The sequence below is a fragment of the Nonomuraea sp. 10N515B genome, assembly GCF_052245915.1.
Lineage (GTDB): Bacteria > Actinomycetota > Actinomycetes > Streptosporangiales > Streptosporangiaceae > Nonomuraea.
Map to the genome: position 1 here is coordinate 80,778 of NZ_JBQQBQ010000011.1, position 24,511 is coordinate 105,288.

Below are 24,511 nucleotides of genomic sequence, written 5' to 3' on the forward strand. Positions count from 1 at the left end.
ACATCGTGCGTGAGAAGCGACTGGCCGGGCGCACTGTCGCGATCCTGATGGAGAGCGACTTCGTCGAGCAGGAGTTGCACTACTACCAGCGGCGCTTCGCCGAGGAGGGGGCGCGAGTCCGGTTCCTCACCCGGTTGTGGGGCCAGGACTCGCTGACCTTCCACGGCCACGAGTACAAGATGCCGTTCACCGTGACGGGCGACCTGGAGCGCGCCGATCTGAGCGAGATCGACGTGCTGATCGTGCCGTCCGGGATGGTGTCGGACCGGTTGCGCTACAGCGAGGACGTCCACGAGCTCGCCCCCGCGGTCCGGCTGCTGAAGGACGCCTTCGACGACCGCCGGATCATCAAGGGGATCATCTGCCACGGGCTCTGGCTGGCCGCGCCCATCGCCGGCGCGGTCGAGGGCCGGCGCGTGACCTGCCACAACAACCTGGTCGCGGACGCGCGCAACATGGGCGCCGTCTACACCGACCAGGACGTGGTGGTGGACCGCGACCTGGTGACCGGCCGTACCGCCGAGCACTGCGCCGCCTTCGCCCGCATGATCATCGACCTGGTGGCGGCCGAGGGACCCGCCGAGACGGCCTACCGGACCGACTTCACCTTCTCCGACCTGGTGGCCGGCTACGTCACCGGTTTCGAGCACGGCGAGATCAGCCTGCGCACCAACGACGGGCGGCCGATGCGGGTGCGCCTCACCGGCACCACCTCCGCCGAGTTCGTGCGTAACCTCGCCGAGCCGTACCTGGACGCCTCGGCGCACCTGGAGGAGCTGCTCACGCCGGGCACCTACGTGTTCGTCAAGGGGATCTTCTACTACGAGAACGGCTCCTACACGATCGAGGCCAAGGCGCTGACCTTCCTCGGCAGGCAGCCGGGACAGTACGCCTTCGAGCAGCCGGACTGGTGGGTCAAGCAGATTCGCGAGCTGGGCCGGTTCTACCGCAGGGCCCAGTTCGGGGCCGAGGGGCCGATCGACTACTCGGCCTACCGGACGATGCTGCGGCTGGGCGGCGACAAGGCCGACGGGCACGTGCAGGAGACCGACACGATCTCCCGCCTGGTGTACGGCATGTCCTCGGCGTACATGCTCACCGGCGAGGAGGACTTCCTGGAGGTGGCCGAGCAGGGCACCGCGTACCTGCGCGAGCACATGCGCTTCGTGGACCGCGACGAGGACGTCGTGTACTGGTACCACGGCATCGACGTGCGCGACGGGGCCGAGCGCAAGCTGTTCACCTCGGAGTTCGGCGACGACTACGACGCGATCCCGATGTACGAGCAGATCTACGCCCTGGCCGGCCCCACGCAGCTCTACCGGCTGACCGGCGACCCGCGCATCGCCGCCGACATCGACGGCACGCTGCGGCTGTTCGCCAAGTTCTTCCACGACCCCGACAAGGGCGGGTACTTCTCGCACATCGACCCGATCCTGCTCAGCCCGCACCACGAGTCGCTGGGCCCGAACCGGTCGAGGAAGAACTGGAACTCCGTCGGCGACCACGCGCCCGCCTACCTCATCAACCTGCTCCTGGCCACCGGCGATGAGCGGCACGCCGACATGCTCGAGGAGACGTTCGATCTCATCGTCGAGCACATGCCCAGGAAGGACAGCCCGTACGTGCAGGAGCGCTTCCACGCCGACTGGACGCCGGACACCACCTGGCACTGGCAGCAGGACCGGGCGGTGGTGGGACACAACCTCAAGATCGCCTGGAACCTCATGCGGATGATGTCCATCCGGCCCAAGGACCGCTACCGGACGCTGGCCACCGAGATCGGCGAGAAGATGCCGGCCCTCGGCAGCGACCCGCAGCGCGGCGGCTGGTACGACGTCGTCGAGCGCAGGCTCGCGCCGGGCCAGCACGTGCACCGATTCGTCTGGCACGACAGGAAGGCCTGGTGGCAGCAGGAGCAGGCGATCCTCGCCTACCAGATCCTGGCCGGGCTGAGCGGCGAGGAGGGGTTCCTGCGCAGGGCGCGGGAGTCGGCCGCCTTCTACAGCGCCTTCTTCCTCGACCACGACGAGGGCGGCGTGTACTTCAACGTGCTCGCCAACGGTTACCCGTACCTGCTCGGGACCGAGCGGTTCAAGGGCAGCCACTCCATGAGCATGTGCCACGCGGCCGAGCTGTGCTTCCTGGCGACCGTCTACCAGCGGCTCCTCATCGACAGGCTGCCGCTGACGCTGTGGTTCAAGCCGCGGCCGGACGGGTTCCGCGACCGGGTGCTGCGGGTCGCGCCCGACGCGCTGCCGCCCGGCCGGGTGCGGCTGGACTGGGTGGAGGTGGACGGCTCGCCATACCAGCTGTTCGACGCCGCAGCGATGACGGTCAAACTGCCCGACTCCGCCTCGGCGGTGACGGTGCGCGCTCACCTCGCTCCGGTGGAGGACTGACATGACCATGAACCTGCGAAAGCAGCTGCGCGGCGGGGTCACCGTCATCAGCATGGACGGCCGGTTGGACAGCGAGACCGCGCCCCGCGTCCAGCAGGAGCTGCAGGCGCTCTTCCCCGAGGAGGGCCAGGTGGTACTGGACCTGAGCCACACCCAGTACATGTCCAGCGCCGGGCTGCGGGTGCTGCTGCTGATCTATCGGCAGGCGCAGCGCAGCACCGTGCGCCTGGCGCTCACCGGGCTGGCTCCCGACGTGCGGGCGATCATGGACGCGACGGGCTTCCTCGGTTTCTTCACCGTGGTGGAGTCGGTCGAAGAGGGTGTGGAGGCGTTGACTGTATGACGATCCTGGAGCCGATCGACGCCTACCCCACGCAGCGGATCGCCGGGTTTCCCGTGCGCGCGGGGCGGTCGCTGCCGTTCGGCGCCACGCGGGTGCCCGGGGGCGTCAACTTCTCGGTCTACTCCAACCACGCCACGTCCATGACGCTGGTGCTCTACCGGGAGGGGGAGCCCGAGCCGACGGCCGAGCTGCCCTTCCCGGAGGCGTTCCGGGTGGGCAGCGTCTACGCGATGACCGTCTTCGGCCTCGACGTCGAGGGCCTGGAGTACGGCTACCGCGTGGACGGACCCCACCTGCCGTGGCGCGGCCACCGTTTCGACCCGGACCTCGTGCTCAGTGATCCGTACGCCAGGATGCTGACCGGCCACGGACCGTACCGGCACCGCTCGCGGGTCGCGCTCGACGACTTCGACTGGGAGGACGACCGCCCGCCGCACCTGGCGCATGAGGACCTGGTGATCTACGAGCTGCACGTGCGCGGGTTCACCAGGGATCCGTCCTCGGGGGTGTCGGCGCCCGGCACCTACGCGGGCCTGGTGGAGAAGATCCCGTACCTGCGGGAGCTGGGGGTCAACTGCGTCGAGCTGATGCCGGTGTTCGAGTTCGACGAGACCGACAACGTGTTCACGGGCGTCAACTACTGGGGGTACAGCCCGATCGGATTCTTCGCGCCGAAGGCGTCCTACGCGGTCACCGGCCGGGACCACATGCAGGTCGACGAGTTCAAGCACCTGGTCAAGGAGATGCACCGGGCGGGCATCGAGGTGCTGCTCGACGTGGTGTTCAACCACACGGCCGAGGGTGACGAGCGCGGGCCGTCGATCAGCTTCAAAGGGCTGGACAACGCCACGTACTACATGCTCACGCCGGACGGCTACTACTACAACTTCAGCGGCACCGGCAACACGCTCAACTGCAACCACCCGGTGGTGCGCGGGTTCGTGCTCGACTGCCTGCGTTACTGGGCCGCCGAGTGCCACGTGGACGGGTTCAGATTCGACCTGGCGGCGATACTCGGGCGGGGTGCCGACGGTGAGCTGCTGCACAACCCGCCGCTGCTGGAGTCGCTGGCCTACGACCCGGTGCTGCGCGACCGCAAGCTGATCGCGGAGGCCTGGGACGCGGCCGGGCTCTACCAGGTGGGCAGCTTCCCGCACTACAGCAGGTGGTCGGAGTGGAACGGCCGTTACCGCGACACGGTGCGCAGGTTCGTCAAAGGCGATCTCGGCGTCACCGGGGAGCTGGCCACCCGCATGATCGGCTCGCCCGACATGTACAGCCGCCGCGGCACGGCCGCCACGGTCAACTTCGTCACCTCGCACGACGGGTTCACCCTGCGGGACCTGGTCTCGTACGACCACAAGCACAACGAGGCCAACGGCGAGGGCAACAGGGACGGCGACGACGGCAACCACTCGTGGAACTGCGGGCAGGAGGGCGACACCGACGACCCGGCGGTGCTGGCGCTGCGCGCCCGGCAGCAGCGCAACGCGCTCCTGCTGCTGCTGGCCAGCAGGGGCGTGCCGATGCTGCTGGCCGGCGACGAGTTCGGGCGCACGCAGCGCGGCAACAACAACGCCTACTGCCACGACGGGCCGCTCACGTGGCTCGACTGGCGGCTGCTGGAGGACAACGCCGACCTGTTCCGCTTCACGCGGCGCGCCATCGCCTTCCGCCGGGCGCACCCGGTGCTGCGGGGCGGCTCGCCCGCCTCGGTGCACTGGCACGGCGTGCGCGCCTGGTCGCCGGACTGGTCGGCGCACTCGCGGGTGCTGGCCGCGATGTTCGACGGAGGCGGGGACGACTGCGTGTACGTGGCCGCCAACGCCCACTGGGAGCCGCACGCGCTGGAGCTCCCCGACCCGCCCCGCGGGCAGACCTGGCACCTGTTCGCCGACACCGCCGCCGCCCCGCCGTTGGACGCCTTCGAGCCGGGCGCCGAGCCGCCGCTGGCCAACCAGTCACACCTGGTGGCCGGCCCCAGAAGCGTCACGATCCTGGTCACGCACTAGTGAAGGGAAGCATGTCATGGCATTCAACATGAAGATGAACGTGGAGGGCGACACCGCCACGATCCGGCTGGCCGGCGAGCTCGACGGCAGCACCGCGCCCGAGCTCAACGACCTCGTGACCCAGGCCGTGGGGCGGCAGGTGGGAAAGCTGGTCCTGCTCCTCGACGAGTTGACGTACATGTCGTCGGCCGGTGTGCGCTGCCTGGTGTTCGCGCATCAGAAGCTGCCGCACGGCTCGGAGATCACTCTGGTGGGGACCAAGCCTGAGGTGGCGGAGACGATCCGGCTCACCGGCTTCGACCGCAGCATCGTGATGCAGTGATGCTCGACTGGCGGCTCAAGAAACGGCTCACGGTAGACGCTCAGCACACGTCCCTGCCGAGCGTGGTGGCCGATTTCATCGAGGCGCTGGCGGACGAGGTGGGACTGACCTCCCGCCAGGCCTACTGGCTGCGGCTGGCCACGGACGAGATCACCACGAACATCGCCCAGCACGGCTACCGCGGAGAAACGGGGATCGTGGACCTGTCCGCCGCGATCGAGCACGATCGGCTGCGGGTCAGCATCGAGGACGACGCGCCGCCGTTCGACCCCGCCTGCTACGACCCAGAGCCGCGGCTGGCGCTGCCGCCCGGCCAGCGCGAAGAAGGCGGTTACGGACTGCTCCTGGCCATGGGCAAGGTCGACGAATTCCACTACGAGTACGTCGGCGGCCGCAACCGTAACACTCTGATCATGCGATTGCTTGGAGGCTCGAATGCCCACGGCCCTGGTGGTCGCCGAACCGGGTAAGCCCGCGTCCCCGGCGGTGCTCGAATTGGACGGGGCGCTGCGCCAGGAGGGCTTCGAGGTCCAGCGCGTCATCCCGGACGACCTGGTGCTGCGGCACCCCCACCCCGATCTGCTGCTGATCTCGGCCGCCCTCGGGCTGCAGCGCATGGCGCTGGTGAGCCAGCGGTTCCTGGTCGACGGCCGGATGCCCACCATCGTGGCCTTCCCCGACGACGACCTCACCGCGCTGGAGGAGTGCGTACGCGGCGGCTTCGACTTCGTGACCCGGCCTTTCCTGCCCAGCCTGCTGCGCAGCAGGGCGAACACGTGCTGGGAGCGCTCGCAGCTGAGCACCACGGTCGAGGAGATGGCGGCCCTGGCCAGCCTGCGCGAATACGAGCGGGAGCTGCGCATCGCCCGCGACATCCAGGCGGGCTTCCTGCCGGAGTCGATGCCCCTGCTGGACGGCTGGGAGCTCGCGGCCAGCTTCCGTCCGGCCCGGCAGGTGGCCGGCGACTTCTACGACGTGTTCACCCTCGTCAACGGGCGCAAGCTGGCGCTGGTGGTGGCCGACGTGTGCGACAAGGGCGTGGGCGCGGCGCTGTTCATGGCCTTGATCAGGACCTTGCTGCGGCACACGGCCGAGCACACCGGGCTCGTGCAGGATCTCGGCGACGACACCGCCGTGGCCTTGAACGGCACCGCGGGCGACACGGCGCTGCCGCTGCTGTCGCTGGGCGCGGGGCCGCTCATTCAAGCGGTGGTCGGGACCAACCGGTACATGGCGCGCAACCACCTGAAGCAGGCGTACTTCGCCACGATGTTCTTCGGCGTGCTCGACCCGTGGTCCGGAGACCTGGTCTACATCAACGGGGGGCACAATCCGCCGATCGTGGTGCACGCCGACGGCCGGCAGACGTTGCTGCCGCCGACGGGACCGGCGGTCGGCATCCTGGCCGACAGCTCGTACACGCTGGGGCACGTGCGGCTCGGCCCTGGCGATGCGTTGTTCGCCTACACCGACGGCGTCGTGGAGGCGCGCAACGCCGCACACTCCCTGTACGGCACCGCCCGCCTTCAGGAGGTGCTGGCCGCCACGGGGCCGCACGCGCAGGACCTGCTCGCGGCGGTGGACACGGCCGTGCGCGGTTTCGTGGGCACCGCCGAGCAGTCCGACGACATCACGACCCTGGCCGTGACCAGGAACCTGGCCTGAGGCCGGAAGCGCCCCATCGCCCGGCGTCAGGCGGCCGCCAGCGACATCGCGAGGGCGACGTCCCAGCCGGAGCTGGGCTCGCCTCCGTGGAAGCCGGCCGCCAGCAGCGTCGCCTCACCCGCCCGGCCCGCCAGCAGCAGCGCGTCGATCAGGCACGCCGTCAGGTGCGGCCGCAGCCAGGGCGGGCCCACCTCCAGTCCCCCCGCGGTGAGGGCGAGCGCGCGCCGCAGGTGGAAGATCGCCTCGTCGGGGCGGGTCCGGAGGGTCGCCATGGCCTGCGCCGCGTGCACGAACAGGGCGGTCTCCCGGTCCGGCCGCTCGATCGCGCCGGCGTCCCCGGCGGACCGGCCGGTCAGCGCCAGGACCCACGCCCGGTAGGCGAGCAGAAGCGGTCGCGGCCTGGGCCCGGCGGCGACGGCGGCACGCAGCAGGAACTCGGCGGCGGCCGCCGGCCCGCCCGGCCCGCGGGTGAGGTTGACGGCGCGGGCGAGCGCCAGGTGCGGCGTGCTCCGCACGACGCCGTCCGGCAGCGAGTCCAGGAACGCCATGCTGTCGCGCCCCCTGCCGCGCAGGAGCAGCAGGTGGGCCAGCGGCACGGAGACGGCGTGCCCCTCACCGCACCAGACCGCCGCCTTGCACAGCTCGAAGGCCCGGTCGAAGGCCCGGGACGCCCACGCCTCCCGCGTCGCGTCCACCAGGCGCGGGGTGGCCGCGGCCGGATCCGGCGGGGGCGGCCACTCGGTGGCGCACTGGAACTCCCAACCGGCCGCGCCGCGGGTCAGGCGCTCGCTCAGCCCGCGCCCGACCAGGAACTCGCGCAGCAGGCCGGGATTGCCGCCGGTCGCCGCGTGCAGGGCATCGGCGGTGGCCTGCCGTACGTGCCCGCCGGCCAGCCCGCCCAGCAGTGCGCTCACCTCCTCGGCCGTGAGCGGGGGCACGTCGACGACGCGCGCGCCCGGCTCGAACCGGAGGCAGTCCACCGGATCCGGGCGCCGCGCCGCGGGGCCCGACACCGTGGTGACCAGCACCCTGGCGTGCGGGCTTCGGCCGGCGGCCGCACGCAGCGCGAGCAGGCTCTCGTCGTCGCTGTCCTGCGCGTCGTCCATGACCAGCAGCAACGGGCGATCCCCTGAGACCGCCCGCACGCGGGCGGCGAGCTCGCGGGCGCCGGCGCGGGGGTCCAGCGGGACGATCTCGTAGCGGGCCGCCTCGCCCGATTCGAGCACGTGCTCGACCAGCCGGGTGCGCCCGGCGCCCGGCTCACCCGTGACGATTAGGGGATCGCCGCCGGCGGCTCGAAGGACTGACCGAATCATGGCGAGCTGTTCACGTCGTCCGACAAAATGCCACTTCATGACGTTATTCCTTAAGAAAGAAGTCCGGAATTCATCTTTTTGGTACAGTGCCGTAATGTCAACGCCAAATTGACGAAATCATCCTCTCGTGACAAATAATCGTCAACACTCCTAGACTCAGGGGACAAACTGGCCGATCTGCAGGCCCAGCGGGGGCAATCCAGGGGGGCGCTTGTGTCAGGCGACATCTGGAGTCGTCAGGAGCTCGCGCGGTTCTTACGGAGCAGGCGAGCACGGGTGATGCCACGGAACGTGGGGCTCCCCGAGGGAGTGGGCCGCCGGACGAAGGGGCTGCGGCGCGAGGAGGTGGCGGTGCTCGCCGGCCTCAGCCCGACCTGGTACACCTACCTCGAGCAGGGCCGAGACATCAAACCCTCCATCCAGGTGCTCGACAGCCTGGCTCGGGTGCTCGACCTCACCGAGGACGAACGCCGTTACATCCACACGCTGGTGCACGGCCAGGTGACCAACCCGCAGCCGCTCGACGGGCAGCAATGGACGGGCGACGTGATGCGGCCGCTGATCAGCCTGATGGACGACAGCGAGTATCCGGTCTACGCCGCCGACATCCACTGCGACCTCACCGCCTGGAACGCCGCCGCCGCCGAATGGTACGACGACTGGGGCACGTACGACCCCGAGCACCGCAACATGCTGCGCTGGCTGCTGGTCTCACCGAAGGCCAAGGAGCGACTGCCCGACTGGGAGGACGTCACGAGCGATGTCATCGCCCGATGGCGCTCGGAGCTGGCCAGGTGGCCGCACGACGAGCGGCTGACGGAGAGGATCGCCGAGTTCAATCGGCTGAGCCCCCTGTTCGCCTCCCTGTGGCGCAGGCACGAGGTGCAGGAGCACCGTACCCTCACCCGCCGCTTCCGCCATCCCCGGCTGGGCCTGCGGACGCTGCGCATGGCCCTGATGGTGACCCCGGACGAGCCCTTGGTCGGGCTCGTCATTCATTTCCCGATGCCCGCGGCGGAATAGCGCCTTTCTCTGCCTGCGCATTCTCGTCCGCGTATTCCGTCATCTGTAAATTGACATCCGCATAGCGTGACCCGGACCTTAGGTCATGTCATGAAGCCATTCGACGAGTGCGCCCGGGCGTCACCGAATTGTTCGATGACGAGGGCGCGGACGGGGACGGGACTCATGCACGTGAATCGCGAGCGAGATCTCATAGCGATCGTGGGCGCCGCCTGCCGGCTGCCGGGCGCGGAGAGCCCGGCGGACCTCTGGCAGATCGTCAGCGGTGGCCGGGACGTGGTCGGCACGATCCCCCAGGACAGGTTCGACCTCGACGCGACCTCCGGCCGGCGGCCCGAGGTCCTGGAGGGCGCGGGCGGCTACCTGGACGACATCGCGGGGTTCGACTCCCGCTTCTTCGGCGTCACGCCGTTCGAGGCCCTGCGGATGGACCCGCAGCAGCGCATCCTCCTCGAGGTCACCTGGGAGGCGCTGGACGACGCGGGCCTCCCGGCCGAGAGCCTGGCCGGGAGCGCCACGGGCGTCTACACGAGCCTGCTGCCCTCGGGCTACTGGGACCTCCTGCGCAGCGCGGGGATGTACGACATGCACGCCGCGCTCGGGGCCGCCGTCAGCGGCATCTTCCCCGGGCGCATCTCTACCAAGCTCGACCTGCGCGGCCCCAGCATGGGAGTGGAGGCCGCGTGCGCGACGTCGTTGATGGCGGTGCACGTGGCCTGCCGGGCGCTGTGGTCGGGCGAGATCGACCTGGCCATCGTGGGTGGCGCCAACCTGCAGATCGTGCCGGACCTCTATTTCTCGCTCGGCGACGCCGGGGTGCTGTCCAGCTCGGGGCGGTGCCGGTTCGGCGACGTGTCCGGCGACGGGTACGTACGCAGCGAGGGCGTGCTGGCCGTGATCCTCAAGCCGCTGTCGCGCGCTCTGGCCGACGGCGACCGCCCGTACGCGGTGATCCTGGGCAGCGCCGCCACTCATGACGGCCGCACCGGCGGCTCCATGGTCGCCCCGGGGCTGGAGGGCCACGAGACGATGCTGCGCAGCGCGTACGCCGACGCCGGGGTCTCTCCCGGCGACGTCGACTACGTCGAGGCGCACGGGCCCGGCACCCATGTGGGCGACCCGACCGAGCTGGCGGCCCTGGACGTGGTCATGCGGGAGGGCCGCGATCCCGGGCAGCGCTGTCTGGTGGGGTCGGTCAAGTCCAACATCGGTCACACCGAGTTCGTGTCGGGGCTGGCGGGGCTGCTCAAGACGGCCCTGGCGCTCCGGCACCGCACCATACCGCCGACCCTGCACGTGGAGGAGCCGCACGCCGTCGTGCGGCAGCCGGCCGCGGCCGTCGAGCTCGCGCTGCGCGGGCGGGACTGGCCGGAGCGGGACAGGCCGGCCCTGGCGGGCGTCAGCTCCTTCGGCATGTCGGGCGCCAACATCCATCTCGTGCTCTCCGAGGCGCCCGGGCCGGCGCACCCGGCGCGCACGCCGGCCAGGCCGCACTACGTCCTGCCGCTGTCGGCGCGGGACCCGCAGGCGCTCGACGCGCTCGCCGGCGCCTACGCCGACCTGCTCGAGGCCGGACTCGACATCGGGGACGTGTGCTTCAGCGCGGGCGCCAGGCGTACGCACCACGAGTACCGGCTGGCCGCGGTCGGCGAGGACGGCCGCTCCCTGGCCGCCTGCCTGCGCGAGCTCCGCGCGAGCGCGCGGAGCTCGCGGGACGGCGGGGGCTCTCCGATCGTGAGCGAGCCGGGCGACGGGCGGTCCGGGCTCGTGAGCGGGCACCGCGTCACCAGGGAGCCGAAGGTCGTGTTCGTGTTCCCCGGCCAGGGCGGCCAATGGGCCGGCATGGGCCGGCAACTGCTCGCCGCCGAGCCCGTCTTCGCCCGGCGGCTGCGAGAGTGCGCCGACGCGGTGGAGGCGGAGCTCGGCTGGTCGCCCGTGGACGTCCTGGAGCGCGGGGAGCGCCTGGCGCGCGTGGACCAGATCCAGCCCACCCTGTGGGCGATGCAGGTGGCGCTGGCCGCCGTCTGGCATGAGTGGGGCATCGACCCCGACCTGCTCATCGGCCACAGCATGGGCGAGATCGCCGCGGCCGTCACCGCGGGGGCGCTCAGCGTGGCCGACGGCGCCGCCGTCGTGGCCAGGCGCAGCCGGCTGCTGCGCGAGCTGCCCGCCCCGGGCGCCATGTGGGCGGTCGGGCTGGGAGAGGAGGCGGCCCAGCAGGCCATCGGCGAGCACGCCGGCCGGGTGTGCGTGGGGGTGGTCAACAGCGGCCACGCCACGGTGCTGTCCGGCGATCCCGCCGCGCTGGAGCTCGTGGTCGAGCCGCTGCGCAGCCGCGGCGTGTTCTGCCGCCAGGTGGATGTGGACTACGCCTCACACGCGCCGCAGGTGGAGCCGGTGCGCGAGGCGCTGCTGGACGCGCTGTCCGGCATCCGGCCGTCCCCCGGCGCCGTGCCCATCCACTCCAGCGCGTGGGACCGGGTGATCGACGGCACGGAGCTGGACGCCGGCTACTGGTTCGAGAACCTGCGGCTGCCGGTCCGATTCGCCGACGCCGCCCGGGCCGCGCTCGCCGACGATCGTCCCACGGTGTTCATCGAGATGAGCCCGCACCCGGTGCTGCAGTCCTCCCTGGAGGACGAGGCCGAGGCGGCCGGCGCGACCGCCGCCGTCGTGTCCTGCCTGCGGCGCGACGATCAGGAGGCGGCCGCTCTGGCGACCGCGCTCGGCCGGGCGTACGTGCTGGGCTGCCGCCCCCGCTGGGAGCGCGTCTACCCCGGCGGCCAGTACGTCCGTCTGCCCCACTACCCCTGGCAGCGGCGGCGCTTCTGGCCCGGCTCGGCCACGACCGCGCTCCCGCCCGGGAGCGCCCGCGAGCCCGGCCCCGGGCGGGCGGAGCGCCCTGACCTGGCCGTTATGCCGGACTCCGAGCTGGCCGCGCTGGTCGCCGGCCTGGCGGCGCAGGTCCTGGCGGTGCCCGGGCACGAGATCGGCGTCGACGTGCCGCTCACGCTGCTCGGGCTGGACTCCGTGCTGGCCACCAGGTTCCGCGCGCGGATGCGCCGGGAGCTGGGCGTGGACGTGCCGGTCCGCCTCCTGCTCGGCCCCGGCACGCTGATCGACCTCACCACCGAATTACGCACGGCCGCGGTGCGCTGATCGGCGCGTTCGGAAAACGATATTCGCAAACGAGGCTCCGCCATCCGCGGAGCCTCGTTTCGCTCATCTGAAAGGTGGTATTCCGACTACTAGCACTAACTGATTCTGGGGTTTTCTTGTCAAGCGCCGGAGGATACGTGGCATGGTGACAGCCGTGGTGCAAACTCTGGCCGGCACCGCGCTCGTGGTGGTGGTGTGGCTGAGCGTGGTGCTGACCGTGTTCACCCCCCGGGGCAGGCCGACCCGGCTCGTCCGCTGCGTCCTGCGGACGTTCGCCGGCCCCCTTCTCGCGGTGGGCGGCCGGCTCCCGGCCGCGTTCCGCGAGCCGCTGCTCGACCTGTGCGGGCCCATGGCTGTCCTCGGTGTGGCCGGGATCTGGCTCGGGGTGTCGTCCGCCGGTTTCGCGCTGCTGGACGGCACGCCACTGCACGCGGCCGAGTGGACCTCCAGGCTCTTGCTGGTGGCGGCGATCACGACCTACCTGGTGGGCTTCGCCGCCGCCTACGGCCGCCGGGAGCGGCTCGTCGCCAGGCTGGCGGGCAGCGTGTGCAACCCGCGCGACGCCGAGACGCTGCTCGCGGTCTACCTCAAAACCGGCTCGCGCGACCATCTCGACACCCTCTTCGCCGAGTGGACGGGGTGGATGACCGAGGTGGAGCACTCCCACCTGGCCCACCCGGCGCTCACCTTCCGCCGCCCCGCGGGGGACCTGGACTGGCTCAAGGCCGCGGTCATCGTCCTGGACGTGGCCGCGCTCACCGAGGCGCTCGCGCCGAGCTGGGCCCCCGCGCACACCAAGGCCCTGCTCATGACCGGGACGCGCTGCATGCGCCGGCTGGCCGCGGGAATGTGCATCAGGCTGCCGCCCATCCCGGTGAGCCTGCAGGGGCGGGAGGAGCGCAACTTCTCCGACACGCTGCTGCTGGCGGGTGAGGCGGGGCTGCCGGCCGAGCGCGACCCGGCGGAGGCCTGGACGGTCTTCCAGGACCTCCGCACCGGCTACGCGCCCGCCGCCTACGCCATGGAGACCCGGCTGCGTTACGACCGGCCCGACGACCCGGACGACCTCGGCGACTGACGTTCACGGCGCCCGGCTCCTTGACGGCGATTGTCCCGGCCGCGCGGGAAATCGTTATTCCGGGGCCGTGGAATACCGCGGGGAGGCGTTCGGCCGAGAAAGTCAGGACTCGCTCTGACAAAGCGTTAAGTCGGGGTGCCCCGGGCGTGTTCCCGATATTTATCGTGGGCCTTCTCACCTGTCCGCGCGAAGGAGGAAACCATGCGCGCAGCAGTCATCACCGCACTCAATTCGGCATGGGAATTCAAGGACGTGGCCGATCCTGAGCCGGGGCCCGGCCAGGTCGTCGTACGCATCCACGCCTGCGGCATGTGCTTCAGCGACGTGCTGGTTCACCGCGGCCACTGGCCCGTCAGCCTGCCGATCGTGCCCGGGCACGAGCCGGTCGGCGAGGTCGTGGCCCTCGGGCCCGGCACCACCACGCTCCGAGTGGGCGACCGGGTGGGCGTGTCGTGGCTGCAGCGCGGCGAGGGTCGCTGCGTCCACTGCCAGCGCTGGCACCCGGTGGCCTGCGAGCACTACCAGACCTGGATGGACCTCGGCGGCGGCTACGCCGACATGATGCTGGCCTGGGAGTCCGGGTGCACGCTGCTGCCCGAGGGCCTGGACTACACCGACGCGGCCGTCGCCTTCTGCGCCGGGTTCACCTCGATGAGCGGCCTGCGCAACGCCGCGCCCCAGCCGGGCGAGCGCGTCTGCGTGCTCGGCGTCGGCGGGCTCGGGCACATGGCGGTGCAGCTGGCCGCCGCGATCGGCCTGGAGACGGTGGTGCTGACCACCTCGCCCGACAAGGCCGAGTACGCCAGGGAGCTGGGCGCGACGGAGGGCATCGTCGTGGGCGACGACCCCGGCAAGGCGCTGACCGACGCCGGCGGCGCCGACATCATCCTGGCCACGACCACCTCCGCCGACCTGGTCGCCCGCGTGCTGTCCGGCCTGCGCTACGGCGGCCGGCTGGTCACGATGGGCGTCACGGGACCGCTCAAGATCGACGACATGGCGACGCTGCTGTTCAAGCAGTGCTCCATCAAGGGCAGCACGCACAACAACCGCTCCGACCTGGTCGAGGTGCTCTCCCTCATGGCCGCGGGCAAGGTCACGCCCCGGGTGGAGACCTATCCGTTCGCCGAGATCAACGAGGTGCTCAAGCGCGTGGAGGCCGGCCAGGTGCGCTACCGCGCCGTGCTTCAGCCCAACTGAGGAGGTTTCCCGCATGTCCGAGCCCCCGATCGTCGTGGCGAACCGGGAGCACCTGTGGTGGCTGCTCAACGAGGCCTCACAGCTGGAACACATGATCCTTTGCCAGTACCTCTTCGCCGAGGCCAGCCTCAAGAGCGGGACGGAGGAGGGCCTGACGGCGGAGCAGGCGGACGCGGTCGCCGGCTGGCGCAAGGTCCTCAGCTCCATCGCCGTCGAGGAGATGCTGCACCTGGCGCTGGTGTCCAACCTGCTGGCCGCCATCGGCGCGGCGCCCACCTTCGGCCGCCCCAACTTCCCGCAACGCTCGGGATACTTTCCGTCCGGCATCCAGCTCGACCTGCTGCCGTTCGGCGAGCAGGCGCTGCGTCATTTCCTGTACCTGGAGCGGCCTGAGGGCATGCAGCTGCAGGACGCCGAGGCGTTCGAGCCGGTCCCGCCCACCCGGGCCCGGCTCGACCCCGCCGAGCTCATGCCCCGGGGCCAGGAGTACGAGACGATCGGCCACCTGTACCGCGGGCTGGAGGAGGGGCTGCGCGCCCTGTGCGACCAGCTCGGGGAGAACGCGGTGTTCGTGGGGTCCGCGCACGCCCAGGCCACCCCGGAGCTCTTCCGCTGGCCCCAGCTCATCGCCGTCACGGATCTGAAGTCCGCGCTCGCCGCGATCGAGGTGATCATCGAGCAGGGCGAGGGCGCGCGCGGCGACTGGCAGGAGGCCCACTACGGGCGTTTCCTGGCGATGTGGCGGCAGTACGGCGAGCTGCGTGAGCGGGATCCGGGCTTCGAGCCGGCGCGGCCGGCGCTGGCCGGCTACCTGCGGCAGCCGTACAACATCGCCGAGCCCCAGCCCCTGATCACCGATCCCGACGCCCGCCGGACGGCCGAGCTGGCGGCGGTGGCCTACGAGCTGGTCCTGCACATCCTGACCCGCTTCTTCACCCACACCGACGAGAGCGAGGAGCAGCTCGGCCTGCTCGTCGGCACGTCCATCAGCCTGATGGCCGGCGTGCTGCGCCCCCTGGCGGCCGCCATGGCGAGGCTGCCCATCGGCCCTGAGCACCCCGGCCGCACGGCGGGGTTCGCGTTCGAGATGTACTACGCCATGAGCAACTACGTGCCCTGGCGCGAGCCGTCGTGGGCGCTGCTGCACGAGCGGATGCGGATGCTCGAGGAGCGCTGCCGCGCCGCCGCGCGAGCCGGAGGGCCGGTGGCGGAGCTCGCCGCGGCGGCCGGCACACGGGTGGCGGAGCTGGCCGATCAGGTGGGCGCGCACGTGCCGCCGGGCCTGCGGCCGGCGTAGAACTGCACGCATTACCTCGCGCGGCCCGGCCGACTTGCCAATGTACGCGCCGCCTCTTTGACGCGGGCCGGGCCGCCGGAAAGAGAATCGATTATGCGAGGTGTCATGGATATCAGCGCCGATTTCACGGTCGGAGAGATTGCCGGCAGATGGCGCAGCCAGGAAGCCGCCGAAGTATTCCCTGGAATATTCGGCGTGGACGATTTCTGGCTGCACAGTCCTTTCTGGGCGATTCATTTCAACGCGTACAAGGACCCCGGCTGCGACGGCCGGCTCTTCGAGCTCATCATCATGGGCATGTTCGAGTTGCTCGGCCCGAGCCCGAACACGCCCGAGGCGCGGGATGCGGACTTCTCCCGGGTGAAGGTCTGCCTGCGCCTGTTCGACAGCGGTCTGGTGGCCCGCGCCGACGAGATCAAGGCCGGCGACGGCACCTGGCGGCCGGGCGAGTGGCAGGACGTCTCCCACGGCGGCTGTTCCATCATCGACCTGCCCGGCGTGGACGAGTGCCCGCTCGAGTACGACCTTCTCGGCCTGGCCCGCTCGGGCGCCGGGAACGGCGACGGCGACCGGCTCTACTTCGGTCAGCGCCACCACGACGAGCTCGGCTCGATCTGGACCCGCCGCGCCCCCGGCCTGCTGGACTACTCCGTCGTCCGCGTGGTCGGCGAGCCGCCCCAGGTCGGGCACGGCGCGGAGTGGGGGCCGGGAGAGTGGACCCGCGTCACGAGCACGTACACCCTCACCCCCGACGATCGGAGACACTCGTGACCATCACGCAAGCGGCAGTCGTCGAGTCGCCAGGAGCGCCCTTCACCGTGCGGGACGTCGAGCTGGACGCCCCACGTCCCGGGGAGGTCCTGGTCCGGATGAAGGCGGCCGGAATCTGCCACACAGACCTCACCGTCGCCGCAGGACATATCCCGTTCCCGCTGCCCGGAGTGCTCGGGCACGAGGGGGCGGGGGTCGTCGAGGAGACCGGCCCCGGCGTGACCAAGGTCCAGCCGGGCGACCACGTGGTGCTCACCTTCACCTCCTGCGGGGGCTGCCCCTCCTGCCGGACCGGCCACCCGGCCTACTGCACCACGTGGATCCCGCAGAACCTCATCGGCGGCAAGCGGCGCGACGGCAGCTCGCCGATCAGCAGGGACGGCGCCGCGCTCGGCGGCCGGTTCTTCGGCCAGTCGTCGTTCTCCCGGCACTCCATCGCCGACGAGCGCAGCGTGGTCAAGGTCGACCCCGACCTGCCGTTCGAGCTGCTGGCCCCGCTGGCCTGCAGCGTGCAGACCGGCTGCGGCGCGGTGTGGAACACGCTGCGCCCCGAGCCCGGCACGTCGATCGCGGTGATCGGCACGGGCGCGGTGGGCCTGGCGGCCATCATGGGCGCGGCGCTCACCCCGGTGAGTGAGATCATCGCCGTGGGCCGCCGCCCGGCGCAGCTCGAGCTGGCCGCCAAGATCGGCGCCACCCACACCATCGACGCCTCCGGCCTGGACGTGGCCGCCGAGCTGCGCAAAGTCACCGGCGGCGCGGGCGTCGACTACGTGGTCGAGGCGGTCGGCAACCCCGAGGTGCTGCGCGCGGGCATCGACGCCCTCGCGCCGCGCGGCGCCGTCGCCGTCGTGGGCGCTCCCCCGTACGGGGTGGAGGTCTCCATCGACGTGCACCGGCTGCTGCCCGGCCGCCGCGTGCTGGGCGTGTGCGAGGGCGACAGCGACCCGGACCGGCTGGTCCCGTTGCTGGCCCGGCTGATCCGGGGCGGCCGGCTGCCCGTGCAGCCGCTCATCAAGGAGTACGACTTCGCCGACATCCAGACGGCGGCGGAGGACTTCAGGTCCGGCAAGAACATCAAGACCATTCTGCGGTTCGACGCGTGACGACGTTTGGAGCCAGTGATGAACACCTTCGATCTCGGCGACTTCCGCCTCGCCTCCGGCGCCACGCTCCCCGGCGCTCGGCTGGCCTACCAGACCTTCGGTGAGCTCAACCCGGCCAAGGACAACGTGGTCGTCTTCCCGACCTTCCTCGGCGCCCCCGCCGAGGTGCTCAACGGCTGGATCGGCGAGAACCGGGCGCTGGACCCCCGCGACTACTTCATCGTGCTGCCCGGCCACTTCGGCCTCCCGCCGTCCTCCGCGCCGAGCAACACCCCGGCGCGTCCCTTCCCCGCCGTCTCCGTCGCCGACGACGTCATCGCCCAGCAGCGCCTGCTGGAGGAGGTGTTCGGGGTGCGCCAGATCCGGCTGGCGCTCGGCTGGTCGATCGGCGCCATCCAGGTGTACGAGTGGGCGCTGCGCTTCGGCGACCTCGTACGGAGCATCGCCCCCATCGCCGGGGCCCCGACCCCGCCGCCGTGGACCAAGCTCTGGCTGAAGACGGTCGTGGAGGAGCCCATCACCGCGGACCCGAACTACAACGACGGCGCCTACGAGGACGCGGCGAGCGTGCGCGGCGGCCTGGCCCGCGTGGCCCACGGCACCGCGCTTACCGCCCCGCCGCGCACGTTCTACTACGACAGCACCGAGGTGTGGCGCAACCTCGGCTTCGACAGCGTGGACGCGTTCGTCGCGGGCTTCTGGGAGGGCTTCTGGCTGCCGCAGGACCCCAACGACGTGGTCACCCAGGCCCGCAAGGCGTACGCGGCCTGGCCGGGCGCCGAGGGCGAATCGCTCCGTGAGGCCCTGGGCCGGATCACGGCCAAGACCACGATCGCCGCATTCACCGGCGACGCGCTGTTCCCGCCGGACGAGCTCAGGGAGTACGCCGGGTGGATCCCCGGCGCGACGTTCCGGCAGATCGACAGCGTCTTCGGCCACCTGGCCACGTTCGGGCTGGCCGAGCCCGACGTGAAGGCCATCGACGACGTGATCAGGAACGCGCTGGAGAGCTAGTCGTGTCCGAGGCGGAGTTCGTCAGATTCCTGGAGTCGGCCCGGTCGGATCCCGGCCTGCTGGCCCGCTATTCCCCCATGGACCTGCCCCAGGTCCTCTTCCACGCCCGCAACGAGGGGTTCGCCTTCACCCAGGCCGACGCCGAGCGGGTCATCGGCCGGCTGGAGGCCGGCGTCATCGTCGACAAGGACAAGGAGCCGTTCGACGGCGGCAGCACCCTGTGGCGGCACATGTGGGGCACCCGCTACCTGGACTATCTGGTCCACCACGTGGTGGCGCGGTTCACCGACGAGGAGCTGTCGTGAGTGAAACCAATCTCATCGACTTCCTGCGCGGCCTGGCCGAGCGGCCCGACCAGTGCGACCTGCTCAAGGACAAGTCCAAGGACGAGGTCATCGCGGCGGCGGCCGCGGCCGGGCTGCCGTTCACCCCGGCGGAGTTCGACGCGCTGATCTGGGCGCTGGAGGAGCGGCTGGCGCGCGAGCGCGGCGAGGAGTTCAACGAGCGGTTCCCGCTCTGGGACTTGCTGTGGGGCCGCTACTACCTGGAGTTCCTCGTCTTCGACCTCATGCCGAGCCTGGACGAGACCGGTCTCCTGGCCGGATTGGAGCACAAGCCATGATGCGAAACGCCCTGTACATCGGACGCGAATGGAACGTCGAGCATGACCGGCGGGCGCAGGTGAGCGACGCCGAGCTCAGGTACGCCGTGCTGGGCGAGGGCGAGCCCGTGCTGTTCATCCACGGCACCAGCATCGCCGACAGCCTCATCACGCCGATGCGGTTCCACCCGCCGCTGCTGAACGACTACCAGCTCATCAGCTACTACCGCGCCGGCTACAACGGCAGCACGCTGGACAAGCCCGAGCTGAGCATCGAGGGCGGCGCCCAGCACGCCCGCGAACTGCTCGATCACCTGGGCATCGAGAAGGCGCACATCATGGCCTTCTCCTTCGGCGGGGTGATCGCCTTCCAGTTCCTGCTGTCCTACCCCGAGCGGGCGCACAGCGCGATCCTGCTGGAGCCGTACCTGCCGCGCGAGGAGCCGGACGCGATCACCGCCAACGTCGACGCCTTCATGAGCGCGATGAAACTGTACGAGACGGGCGACAAGCTGGGCGCGGCCCAGCTGTACATGGAGGCGGTGTGCGGGCCGAGCTTCCTGCCCGCCGTCGAGATGACGGGGCCGCTCGACGTGTGGGACCGCGTCGAGCAGTGCGTCGACACGACCTTCACCGTCGACTTCCCGGCGATCTCGCAGTGGGGCTTCAAGCCGTCGGAGGCCGACCGGCTGGTCGCGCGGAAGCCGGACATGCCGGTGCTCGCGGCGATGGGCCTGGACAGCGAGTCCGTGATGCCCGGGTTCCGCGAGACGCAGCGGTTCCTCATGAACTGGCTGCCGCAGGCCGAGCGGGCCGGCATCCCCAACGCCACGCACGGAATGCAGAGCATGAACCCGGTGGCCGTGGGCGAGGCCGCCCACGCGTTCCTCAAGCGCCACCCCATGTGAGGTGACACACCCACCCCTGCCCCGTCCGGCGTCCCGCCGGGCGGGGCTCGGCGTCTCCTAGGCGAAGTCGTAGCCGACTTCGACGGTGACCGTGAGGGTCTGGCGGCCGGGGCTGATCGAGGCGCTGGTGTCGGCTGCCGCCGCGGCCAGGGTCATCAGCGGCTGGGGGCCGCCCTTGACGTCCTCGCTCACCGACACGACCCGGCCCAGCGGGCGGCCGGCCAGCTCGGCGTATTGCGCGGCCTTGGCGGCGGCGTCGCGGAACGCTCTGGTCCTGGCCTCCCGCAGCACGTCGGCGGGGCTCGACAGCTCGAAGGCCACGCCGTTGAGCCTGGCCTCCTCGCCGACCCCGGCCACCGTGTCGATGACGCGATCGGCCCGGGTCAGGTCGCGCACCACGACCTCCACGCCTTGAGCCGCGCGGTAGGCGGCCACCTTCGGGTAGGTCTCGTATTCCGGTCCCAGCGACAGCTCGACCGTCCGTACGTCCTCCGCGGCGATCCCCGCCTGGCGCAGCGCCTCCGCGAGGCGGGCGGCGGCGGCGCGGACGGCGGTGAAGGAATCCGCGGCGGACGCCCTGCGCACCTCGACGCCGGCGTGCAGGCGCAGGATGTCGGGCGCGGCCAGGACGCTGCCCTCGCCGATGACGGTGATGTCCACGCCAACCCCCTTGGATGGGTTCCGCCCTTGATCCTAGGACGCCTGCCCGGCGAGCCGAAGCTCATGCGGTGGTGCGGGTGAAGCGGAAGCCCATCGTGTCGAACTCGGCCTTGGCGGGGGCGGTCGCCAGCACCCGGCTGACCTGCCCAGACAGGTCGATCACCACGGCCTCGTACCCGGCCCCCTTGGTGCGCCACACCGCCAGGTGGTCGTCGTCCCACCAGCCGATGAGGCGGCTGCTGGCGAACGGGATGATGATCCGCTCCGGGTCGTCGCCCGAGGTGGAGCGGGCGCAGATCGCGGTGCCCGCCGGCGTGCAGTGAGCCAGGAATCGGGTGCCGTTCGGGGAGATGTCGTCGCCCTCCACCCACACCGGCGTGCCCACGTTCGCCAGGGTACGCAGCAGCTTGCCGTTCAGGTCGTAGAACCTCATCTGGCCGCCCACCCACGTGCCGACCGCCCGGCCGCCCGCGTCCCAGAAGAAGCGCCACTCCCCCGCGCCCGCTTCCTTGATCGGGAACGCGCGTCCCCGCTCGGCGGTGACGTCGACGATGCCGTACCCGTACTCGACGGTGTTGCCGCCGGCGTCCTTGTAGAGGGTCACCAGGCCATGCTTGCCGTCCGGCGACCAGCGGGGCGTGGTGGGGAAGACCGGTTTCCTGCTCACCTTGACGATCCGCTTGGCGCCGGTGACGTGGTTGATGATCGACACGGTGGCGTAGAGGTCGGTGCTGTAGTCCACGTCGGTGCCGAGGGCGAGGTTGGTCCTGGCGTCCAGGGCGTACTCGAAGTAGCGGGGGTCGGTGGAGAAGGCGTTGGTCGCGTGCTTGCGCACGTAGAGGCGCTTGCCGGTGCCGACGGTGTAAGAGGCGAGCTTGATGGGGTCGCCGTCGGCTTCCTCGACGCGGACGGAGGTGCCGGGGAGCGCGATCGAGCGGCTCGCCGGTTTTGGGGTGGACGAAGGCGTGGTGGAGGTCGTCACGGCGCCGCTGGAGGTGGGTAATGCGCTGGAGGTCGTCGCGGAAGGCGTGGTCGAGGTCGTCACCGCGCCGCCGGAGGCGAGTGGCGTGGTGGTCGTGCGGCGGCCGCCGGGCAGGTCGACGAGGCGGATGGCGACGAAGGCGGTGACCGCGATGAGCACGAGCGCGCCGACGGCGCTGCCGGCCACGATCCAGCCGGTGGCGCGGCGTGGAGCGGGCCTGTGGGGCGGGCCTTGGCCGGGGGGCCTGTGGTGGGCCGGTGCCTGCCAGGCCGGGCCGGCCACCCCGGGCACCGGTCCTGACGCGGCCGCGGCGCTGCCTTCCTGCAGGAGGGCGGGAGGCTGCGCGGCGGGGGCGTGGCCGAGCAGGCGCATGAGCGCCTCACTCGCCGCGGGTCGCCGGGCCGGGTCCTTGGCCAGGCAGTCCCGCACCAGCGCCCGCAGCCCCGGGTCCTCGATCGCCCCGACGTCCGGCTCGGTGTGCAGGATCCGGTTGACGACCGCGGGCAGGCTGTCGTGCCCGAACGGCGGCCGCCCCGACGCGGCGTACAGCAGCGTGCACGCCCAGGCGAACATGTCCGACTTCGGCCCGGGGCTCGACTCGGTGAGCTGCTCGGGCGCCATGTACGAGGGCGTCCCGATCGCCGTCCCGGTGAGCGTCGAGGACAGGTCGAGCGCCCTGGCGATGCCGAAGTCGATCACCCGGGGGCCGTCGGAGGCCAGCACCACGTTCGACGGCTTGAAGTCGCGGTGCACGATGCCGGCCTGGTGGATGGCGACCAGCGCGGTGACGGTGCCGATGGCCAGCCGGTGCAGGGAGGCGCCCGAGCGGGGTCCCTGCGTGCGGACGACGTCGGTCAGGGTGAGGCCGTCGATGTACTCGCTCACGATGTAGGGCCGGCCGCCGAACAACCCCGTCTCGATGACCTGCGCGGTGCAGAACGGCGCCACCCGCCTGGCCATCGCCACCTCGCGGACGAACCGCTCCGACGCCTCGGCGTCGCCAGCCAGGTCGGCCCGCAGCAGCTTGAGCGCGACCTTGGCGCCGTCCGGGGCCGTGGCGAGGTAGACGATGCCCTGCCCGCCCTCACCGAGGCGTCCGATCAGGGTGAAATCCCCCACCGACGCGGGATCCCCTGGTCTTGGGTCCGCGAGGTCCGGCATTGACGTCTCCCACGTTATGGCGTCTTTCTCGCCATTCTGGTGCGTCGCGCGCTTCCCCGTCACCCGTTATGGCGGGCTTGCGGGCACGGCTGTTATGGCGGGCCGGCGGGCACGGCTCAGACCGCGTCCACGACCGCTCCCGGGTCCTCGAGGTGGATCCGGCGCCCGGCCCGCGGCAGGCGGACGAGCTTGCCGCCGAGGTCGCCGGCCAGCCGCTCCGCGCAGCCGGCCCGCTCCCCCGCGCACAACACGGTCACCGGCACTTCGGGGAACGGCTTGTCCTCCCTGACACGGCGCAGGTCGGCGGCCATGTCGCGGCGGGCCAGCCACTCCCCCGCCACGGCCGCGGGCACCTTGCCCATGCGGTAGACGCCGAGCGGGTCGGGCAGACCGGCCAGTCTCCGATGCGCGGCCGGCCCCGCCAGGCGGGCCAGCGCGGTGGCGGCCCACGTGCCGCCCAGGGCGGGCAGCCACCTGCCCACCGCCCTGGCGACGGCCTGCGGCCTGCGGCCGTCCGGGCAGACGGGCTCCACCAGGACGAGCTTGGCCACGCGCAGCGGGTGCAGCCGGGCGAAGGCCTCCGCGTGCCAGCAGGCGACCCCGTGGGCCACGACGGTGACCTGCTCCGGGTGGGCGGGGGCCAGGGCGGCCAGGCGGGCGACCTCGGCGTAGAGGGTGGGCGGGGCCGGCGAGCGCGGGCTGAGGCCGAGCCCTGGCCGGTCGAAGCGGATGACGCGGCGGCTGCCGGCCAGTTCGCCGGCGACCGCCTCCCAGTGGAACCAGGCGCCCGCCGGTCCCGCCGTGATGAGCACCGCCGGTCCGTCGCCCTCCTCGACGACGTGCGGCCTGCCGTGCCCGGAGTGCCACAGGTCGGCGACGAGCAGGCGCAGCGCCACGTACACCAGCCAGACGGCGATGAGCGTGAGTTGCGCGCGGTGCGCGAGCCCCGCGCCACGCCCGGCGGCGAGCGCGGCCGCGGTGAGCGCCGTCGCGGCCAGCGTCGCCCAGGTGAGCAACCAGGCGATCCGGGTACGCCACCGCGCGGCCAGCAGCACCATTGCGGCCACCACGGCGCCGACCGCCAGCGCCCCGGCCAGGAGGTGCACGTGATGGGTGAGGGACAGGCCCTGCCGCCCGCAGGCGGGATCGCTCAGCGAGGCGCAGTCCAGGGGGAAGACCGCGGCGACGATGGTGAGGAGCGCGTACGCGGACAGCGCCAGCCAGCCCTGCCACTCGCGCTCCACCCGGGGCACGAGCGCCACACCGAGGAGGCAGACCAGACCGGACAGCGCGTCGCTGACCCGGAACAGGCGCGCCCAGGGCTGGTCGCGGGCGGCCAGTTCGGTGACGTAGCCGTGGGTCTTGTCGACTCCCGGTGTGGTGAACTGGCCGGTGATCCAGGCACTGCCCAGCACGGCCGCCACGATGAACGCGGAGGCCGCGAGCACGTACAACCTTCGCTCCACGTGATCATTAGACCACTTTGGGTGA

The 24,511-nt window shown here is 71.5% G+C and carries 21 protein-coding genes; 17 read left to right on the forward strand and 4 right to left on the reverse strand.

The genetic code is table 11. The annotated features are described in order from the left end of the window. Positions 1–5: 5 nt before the first annotated feature. The 6 genes from ACTWQA_RS18465 to ACTWQA_RS18490 are packed head-to-tail and all read left to right on the forward strand — an operon-like array spanning position 6 to position 6,744. Positions 6–2,402 carry an AGE family epimerase/isomerase gene (locus ACTWQA_RS18465; protein ID WP_443160422.1) on the forward strand — a complete coding sequence of 799 codons (2,397 nt, stop codon included), beginning with the start codon at positions 6–8 and terminating at the stop codon, positions 2,400–2,402. Between the two features lies 1 nt (position 2,403). Then, on the forward strand, positions 2,404–2,745 hold the full coding sequence (locus ACTWQA_RS18470; RefSeq protein ID WP_305919858.1) for an STAS domain-containing protein: 342 nt from the start codon (positions 2,404–2,406) through the stop codon (positions 2,743–2,745). Continuing rightward, on the forward strand, positions 2,742–4,757 hold the full coding sequence (locus tag ACTWQA_RS18475; RefSeq protein WP_443160423.1) for a glycogen debranching protein: 2,016 nt from the start codon (positions 2,742–2,744) through the stop codon (positions 4,755–4,757). Before ACTWQA_RS18470 ends, ACTWQA_RS18475 begins: the two co-directional genes overlap by 4 nt. Positions 4,758–4,773: 16 nt before the next feature. Continuing rightward, positions 4,774–5,079 carry an anti-sigma factor antagonist gene (locus ACTWQA_RS18480; RefSeq protein ID WP_443160424.1) on the forward strand — a complete coding sequence of 102 codons (306 nt, stop codon included), beginning with the start codon at positions 4,774–4,776 and terminating at the stop codon, positions 5,077–5,079. Next, positions 5,079–5,549, forward strand: a complete 471-nt coding sequence (locus ACTWQA_RS18485; RefSeq protein WP_305920061.1) for an ATP-binding protein — start codon at positions 5,079–5,081, stop codon at positions 5,547–5,549. The genes ACTWQA_RS18480 and ACTWQA_RS18485 overlap by 1 nt, the downstream gene beginning before the upstream one ends. After that, on the forward strand, positions 5,515–6,744 hold the full coding sequence (locus ACTWQA_RS18490) for a PP2C family protein-serine/threonine phosphatase (protein WP_443160425.1): 1,230 nt from the start codon (positions 5,515–5,517) through the stop codon (positions 6,742–6,744). The genes ACTWQA_RS18485 and ACTWQA_RS18490 overlap by 35 nt, the downstream gene beginning before the upstream one ends. A gap of 26 nt (positions 6,745–6,770) precedes the next feature. On the opposite strand, the gene ACTWQA_RS18495 is transcribed toward ACTWQA_RS18490, so the two are convergent. After that, positions 6,771–8,099, reverse strand: a complete 1,329-nt coding sequence (locus ACTWQA_RS18495) for a hypothetical protein (protein WP_443160426.1) — start codon at positions 8,097–8,099, stop codon at positions 6,771–6,773. Positions 8,100–8,273: 174 nt separating this feature from the next. Here ACTWQA_RS18495 and ACTWQA_RS18500 point away from each other — a divergent pair, with 174 nt between their 5' ends. The 11 genes from ACTWQA_RS18500 (at position 8,274) to ACTWQA_RS18550 (ending at position 20,217) form a co-directional block, all read left to right on the forward strand. Then, entirely contained in the window at positions 8,274–9,083 is an 810-nt protein-coding gene (locus ACTWQA_RS18500) for a helix-turn-helix transcriptional regulator (RefSeq protein WP_443160427.1), read from the forward strand. Between the two features lie 165 nt (positions 9,084–9,248). Continuing rightward, a complete protein-coding gene (locus ACTWQA_RS18505) occupies positions 9,249–12,242 on the forward strand; it encodes a type I polyketide synthase (protein WP_443160428.1) in 2,994 nt (997 codons plus the stop codon). A 142-nt stretch (positions 12,243–12,384) separates the two neighbouring features. Next, positions 12,385–13,320 carry a hypothetical protein gene (locus tag ACTWQA_RS18510; RefSeq protein ID WP_443160429.1) on the forward strand — a complete coding sequence of 312 codons (936 nt, stop codon included), beginning with the start codon at positions 12,385–12,387 and terminating at the stop codon, positions 13,318–13,320. 201 nt (positions 13,321–13,521) lie between these two features. Next, entirely contained in the window at positions 13,522–14,520 is a 999-nt protein-coding gene (locus ACTWQA_RS18515; RefSeq protein WP_443160430.1) for an alcohol dehydrogenase catalytic domain-containing protein, read from the forward strand. A 13-nt stretch (positions 14,521–14,533) separates the two neighbouring features. Continuing rightward, positions 14,534–15,817 carry a ferritin-like domain-containing protein gene (locus tag ACTWQA_RS18520; RefSeq protein ID WP_443160431.1) on the forward strand — a complete coding sequence of 428 codons (1,284 nt, stop codon included), beginning with the start codon at positions 14,534–14,536 and terminating at the stop codon, positions 15,815–15,817. Positions 15,818–16,012: 195 nt separating this feature from the next. Then, positions 16,013–16,588 carry a hypothetical protein gene (locus ACTWQA_RS18525; RefSeq protein WP_443160432.1) on the forward strand — a complete coding sequence of 192 codons (576 nt, stop codon included), beginning with the start codon at positions 16,013–16,015 and terminating at the stop codon, positions 16,586–16,588. Next, entirely contained in the window at positions 16,585–17,694 is a 1,110-nt protein-coding gene (locus tag ACTWQA_RS18530) for an NAD(P)-dependent alcohol dehydrogenase (RefSeq protein WP_305919847.1), read from the forward strand. Before ACTWQA_RS18525 ends, ACTWQA_RS18530 begins: the two co-directional genes overlap by 4 nt. Positions 17,695–17,712: 18 nt before the next feature. Then, positions 17,713–18,708, forward strand: a complete 996-nt coding sequence (locus ACTWQA_RS18535) for an alpha/beta fold hydrolase (RefSeq protein ID WP_443160433.1) — start codon at positions 17,713–17,715, stop codon at positions 18,706–18,708. 2 nt (positions 18,709–18,710) lie between these two features. Next, the gene (locus tag ACTWQA_RS18540) at positions 18,711–19,013 is read left to right on the forward strand and encodes a Nif11-like leader peptide family natural product precursor (protein WP_443160434.1); all 303 of its coding nucleotides are present in this window, start codon (positions 18,711–18,713) and stop codon (positions 19,011–19,013) included. Then, positions 19,010–19,330 carry a Nif11 family protein gene (locus ACTWQA_RS18545; protein ID WP_443160435.1) on the forward strand — a complete coding sequence of 107 codons (321 nt, stop codon included), beginning with the start codon at positions 19,010–19,012 and terminating at the stop codon, positions 19,328–19,330. Before ACTWQA_RS18540 ends, ACTWQA_RS18545 begins: the two co-directional genes overlap by 4 nt. Beyond that, the gene (locus ACTWQA_RS18550; protein WP_443160436.1) at positions 19,327–20,217 is read left to right on the forward strand and encodes an alpha/beta fold hydrolase; all 891 of its coding nucleotides are present in this window, start codon (positions 19,327–19,329) and stop codon (positions 20,215–20,217) included. The genes ACTWQA_RS18545 and ACTWQA_RS18550 overlap by 4 nt, the downstream gene beginning before the upstream one ends. 57 nt (positions 20,218–20,274) lie before the next feature. Here the strand turns inward: ACTWQA_RS18550 and ACTWQA_RS18555 are convergent, their stop codons facing one another. The 3 genes from ACTWQA_RS18555 to ACTWQA_RS18565 all read right to left on the reverse strand — a co-directional run bounded on the left by ACTWQA_RS18555 (position 20,275) and on the right by ACTWQA_RS18565 (position 24,486). Continuing rightward, entirely contained in the window at positions 20,275–20,877 is a 603-nt protein-coding gene (locus ACTWQA_RS18555; protein ID WP_443160437.1) for an SIMPL domain-containing protein, read from the reverse strand. 61 nt (positions 20,878–20,938) lie between these two features. Continuing rightward, positions 20,939–23,020 (reverse strand): protein kinase domain-containing protein, encoded by a 2,082-nt coding sequence (locus ACTWQA_RS18560; RefSeq protein WP_443160438.1) that lies wholly within the window; start codon positions 23,018–23,020, stop codon positions 20,939–20,941. Positions 23,021–23,136: 116 nt separating this feature from the next. Further along, positions 23,137–24,486, reverse strand: coding sequence for an alpha/beta fold hydrolase (locus ACTWQA_RS18565; protein WP_443160439.1), 1,350 nt, complete (start codon positions 24,484–24,486; stop codon positions 23,137–23,139). Positions 24,487–24,511 lie beyond the last annotated feature (25 nt).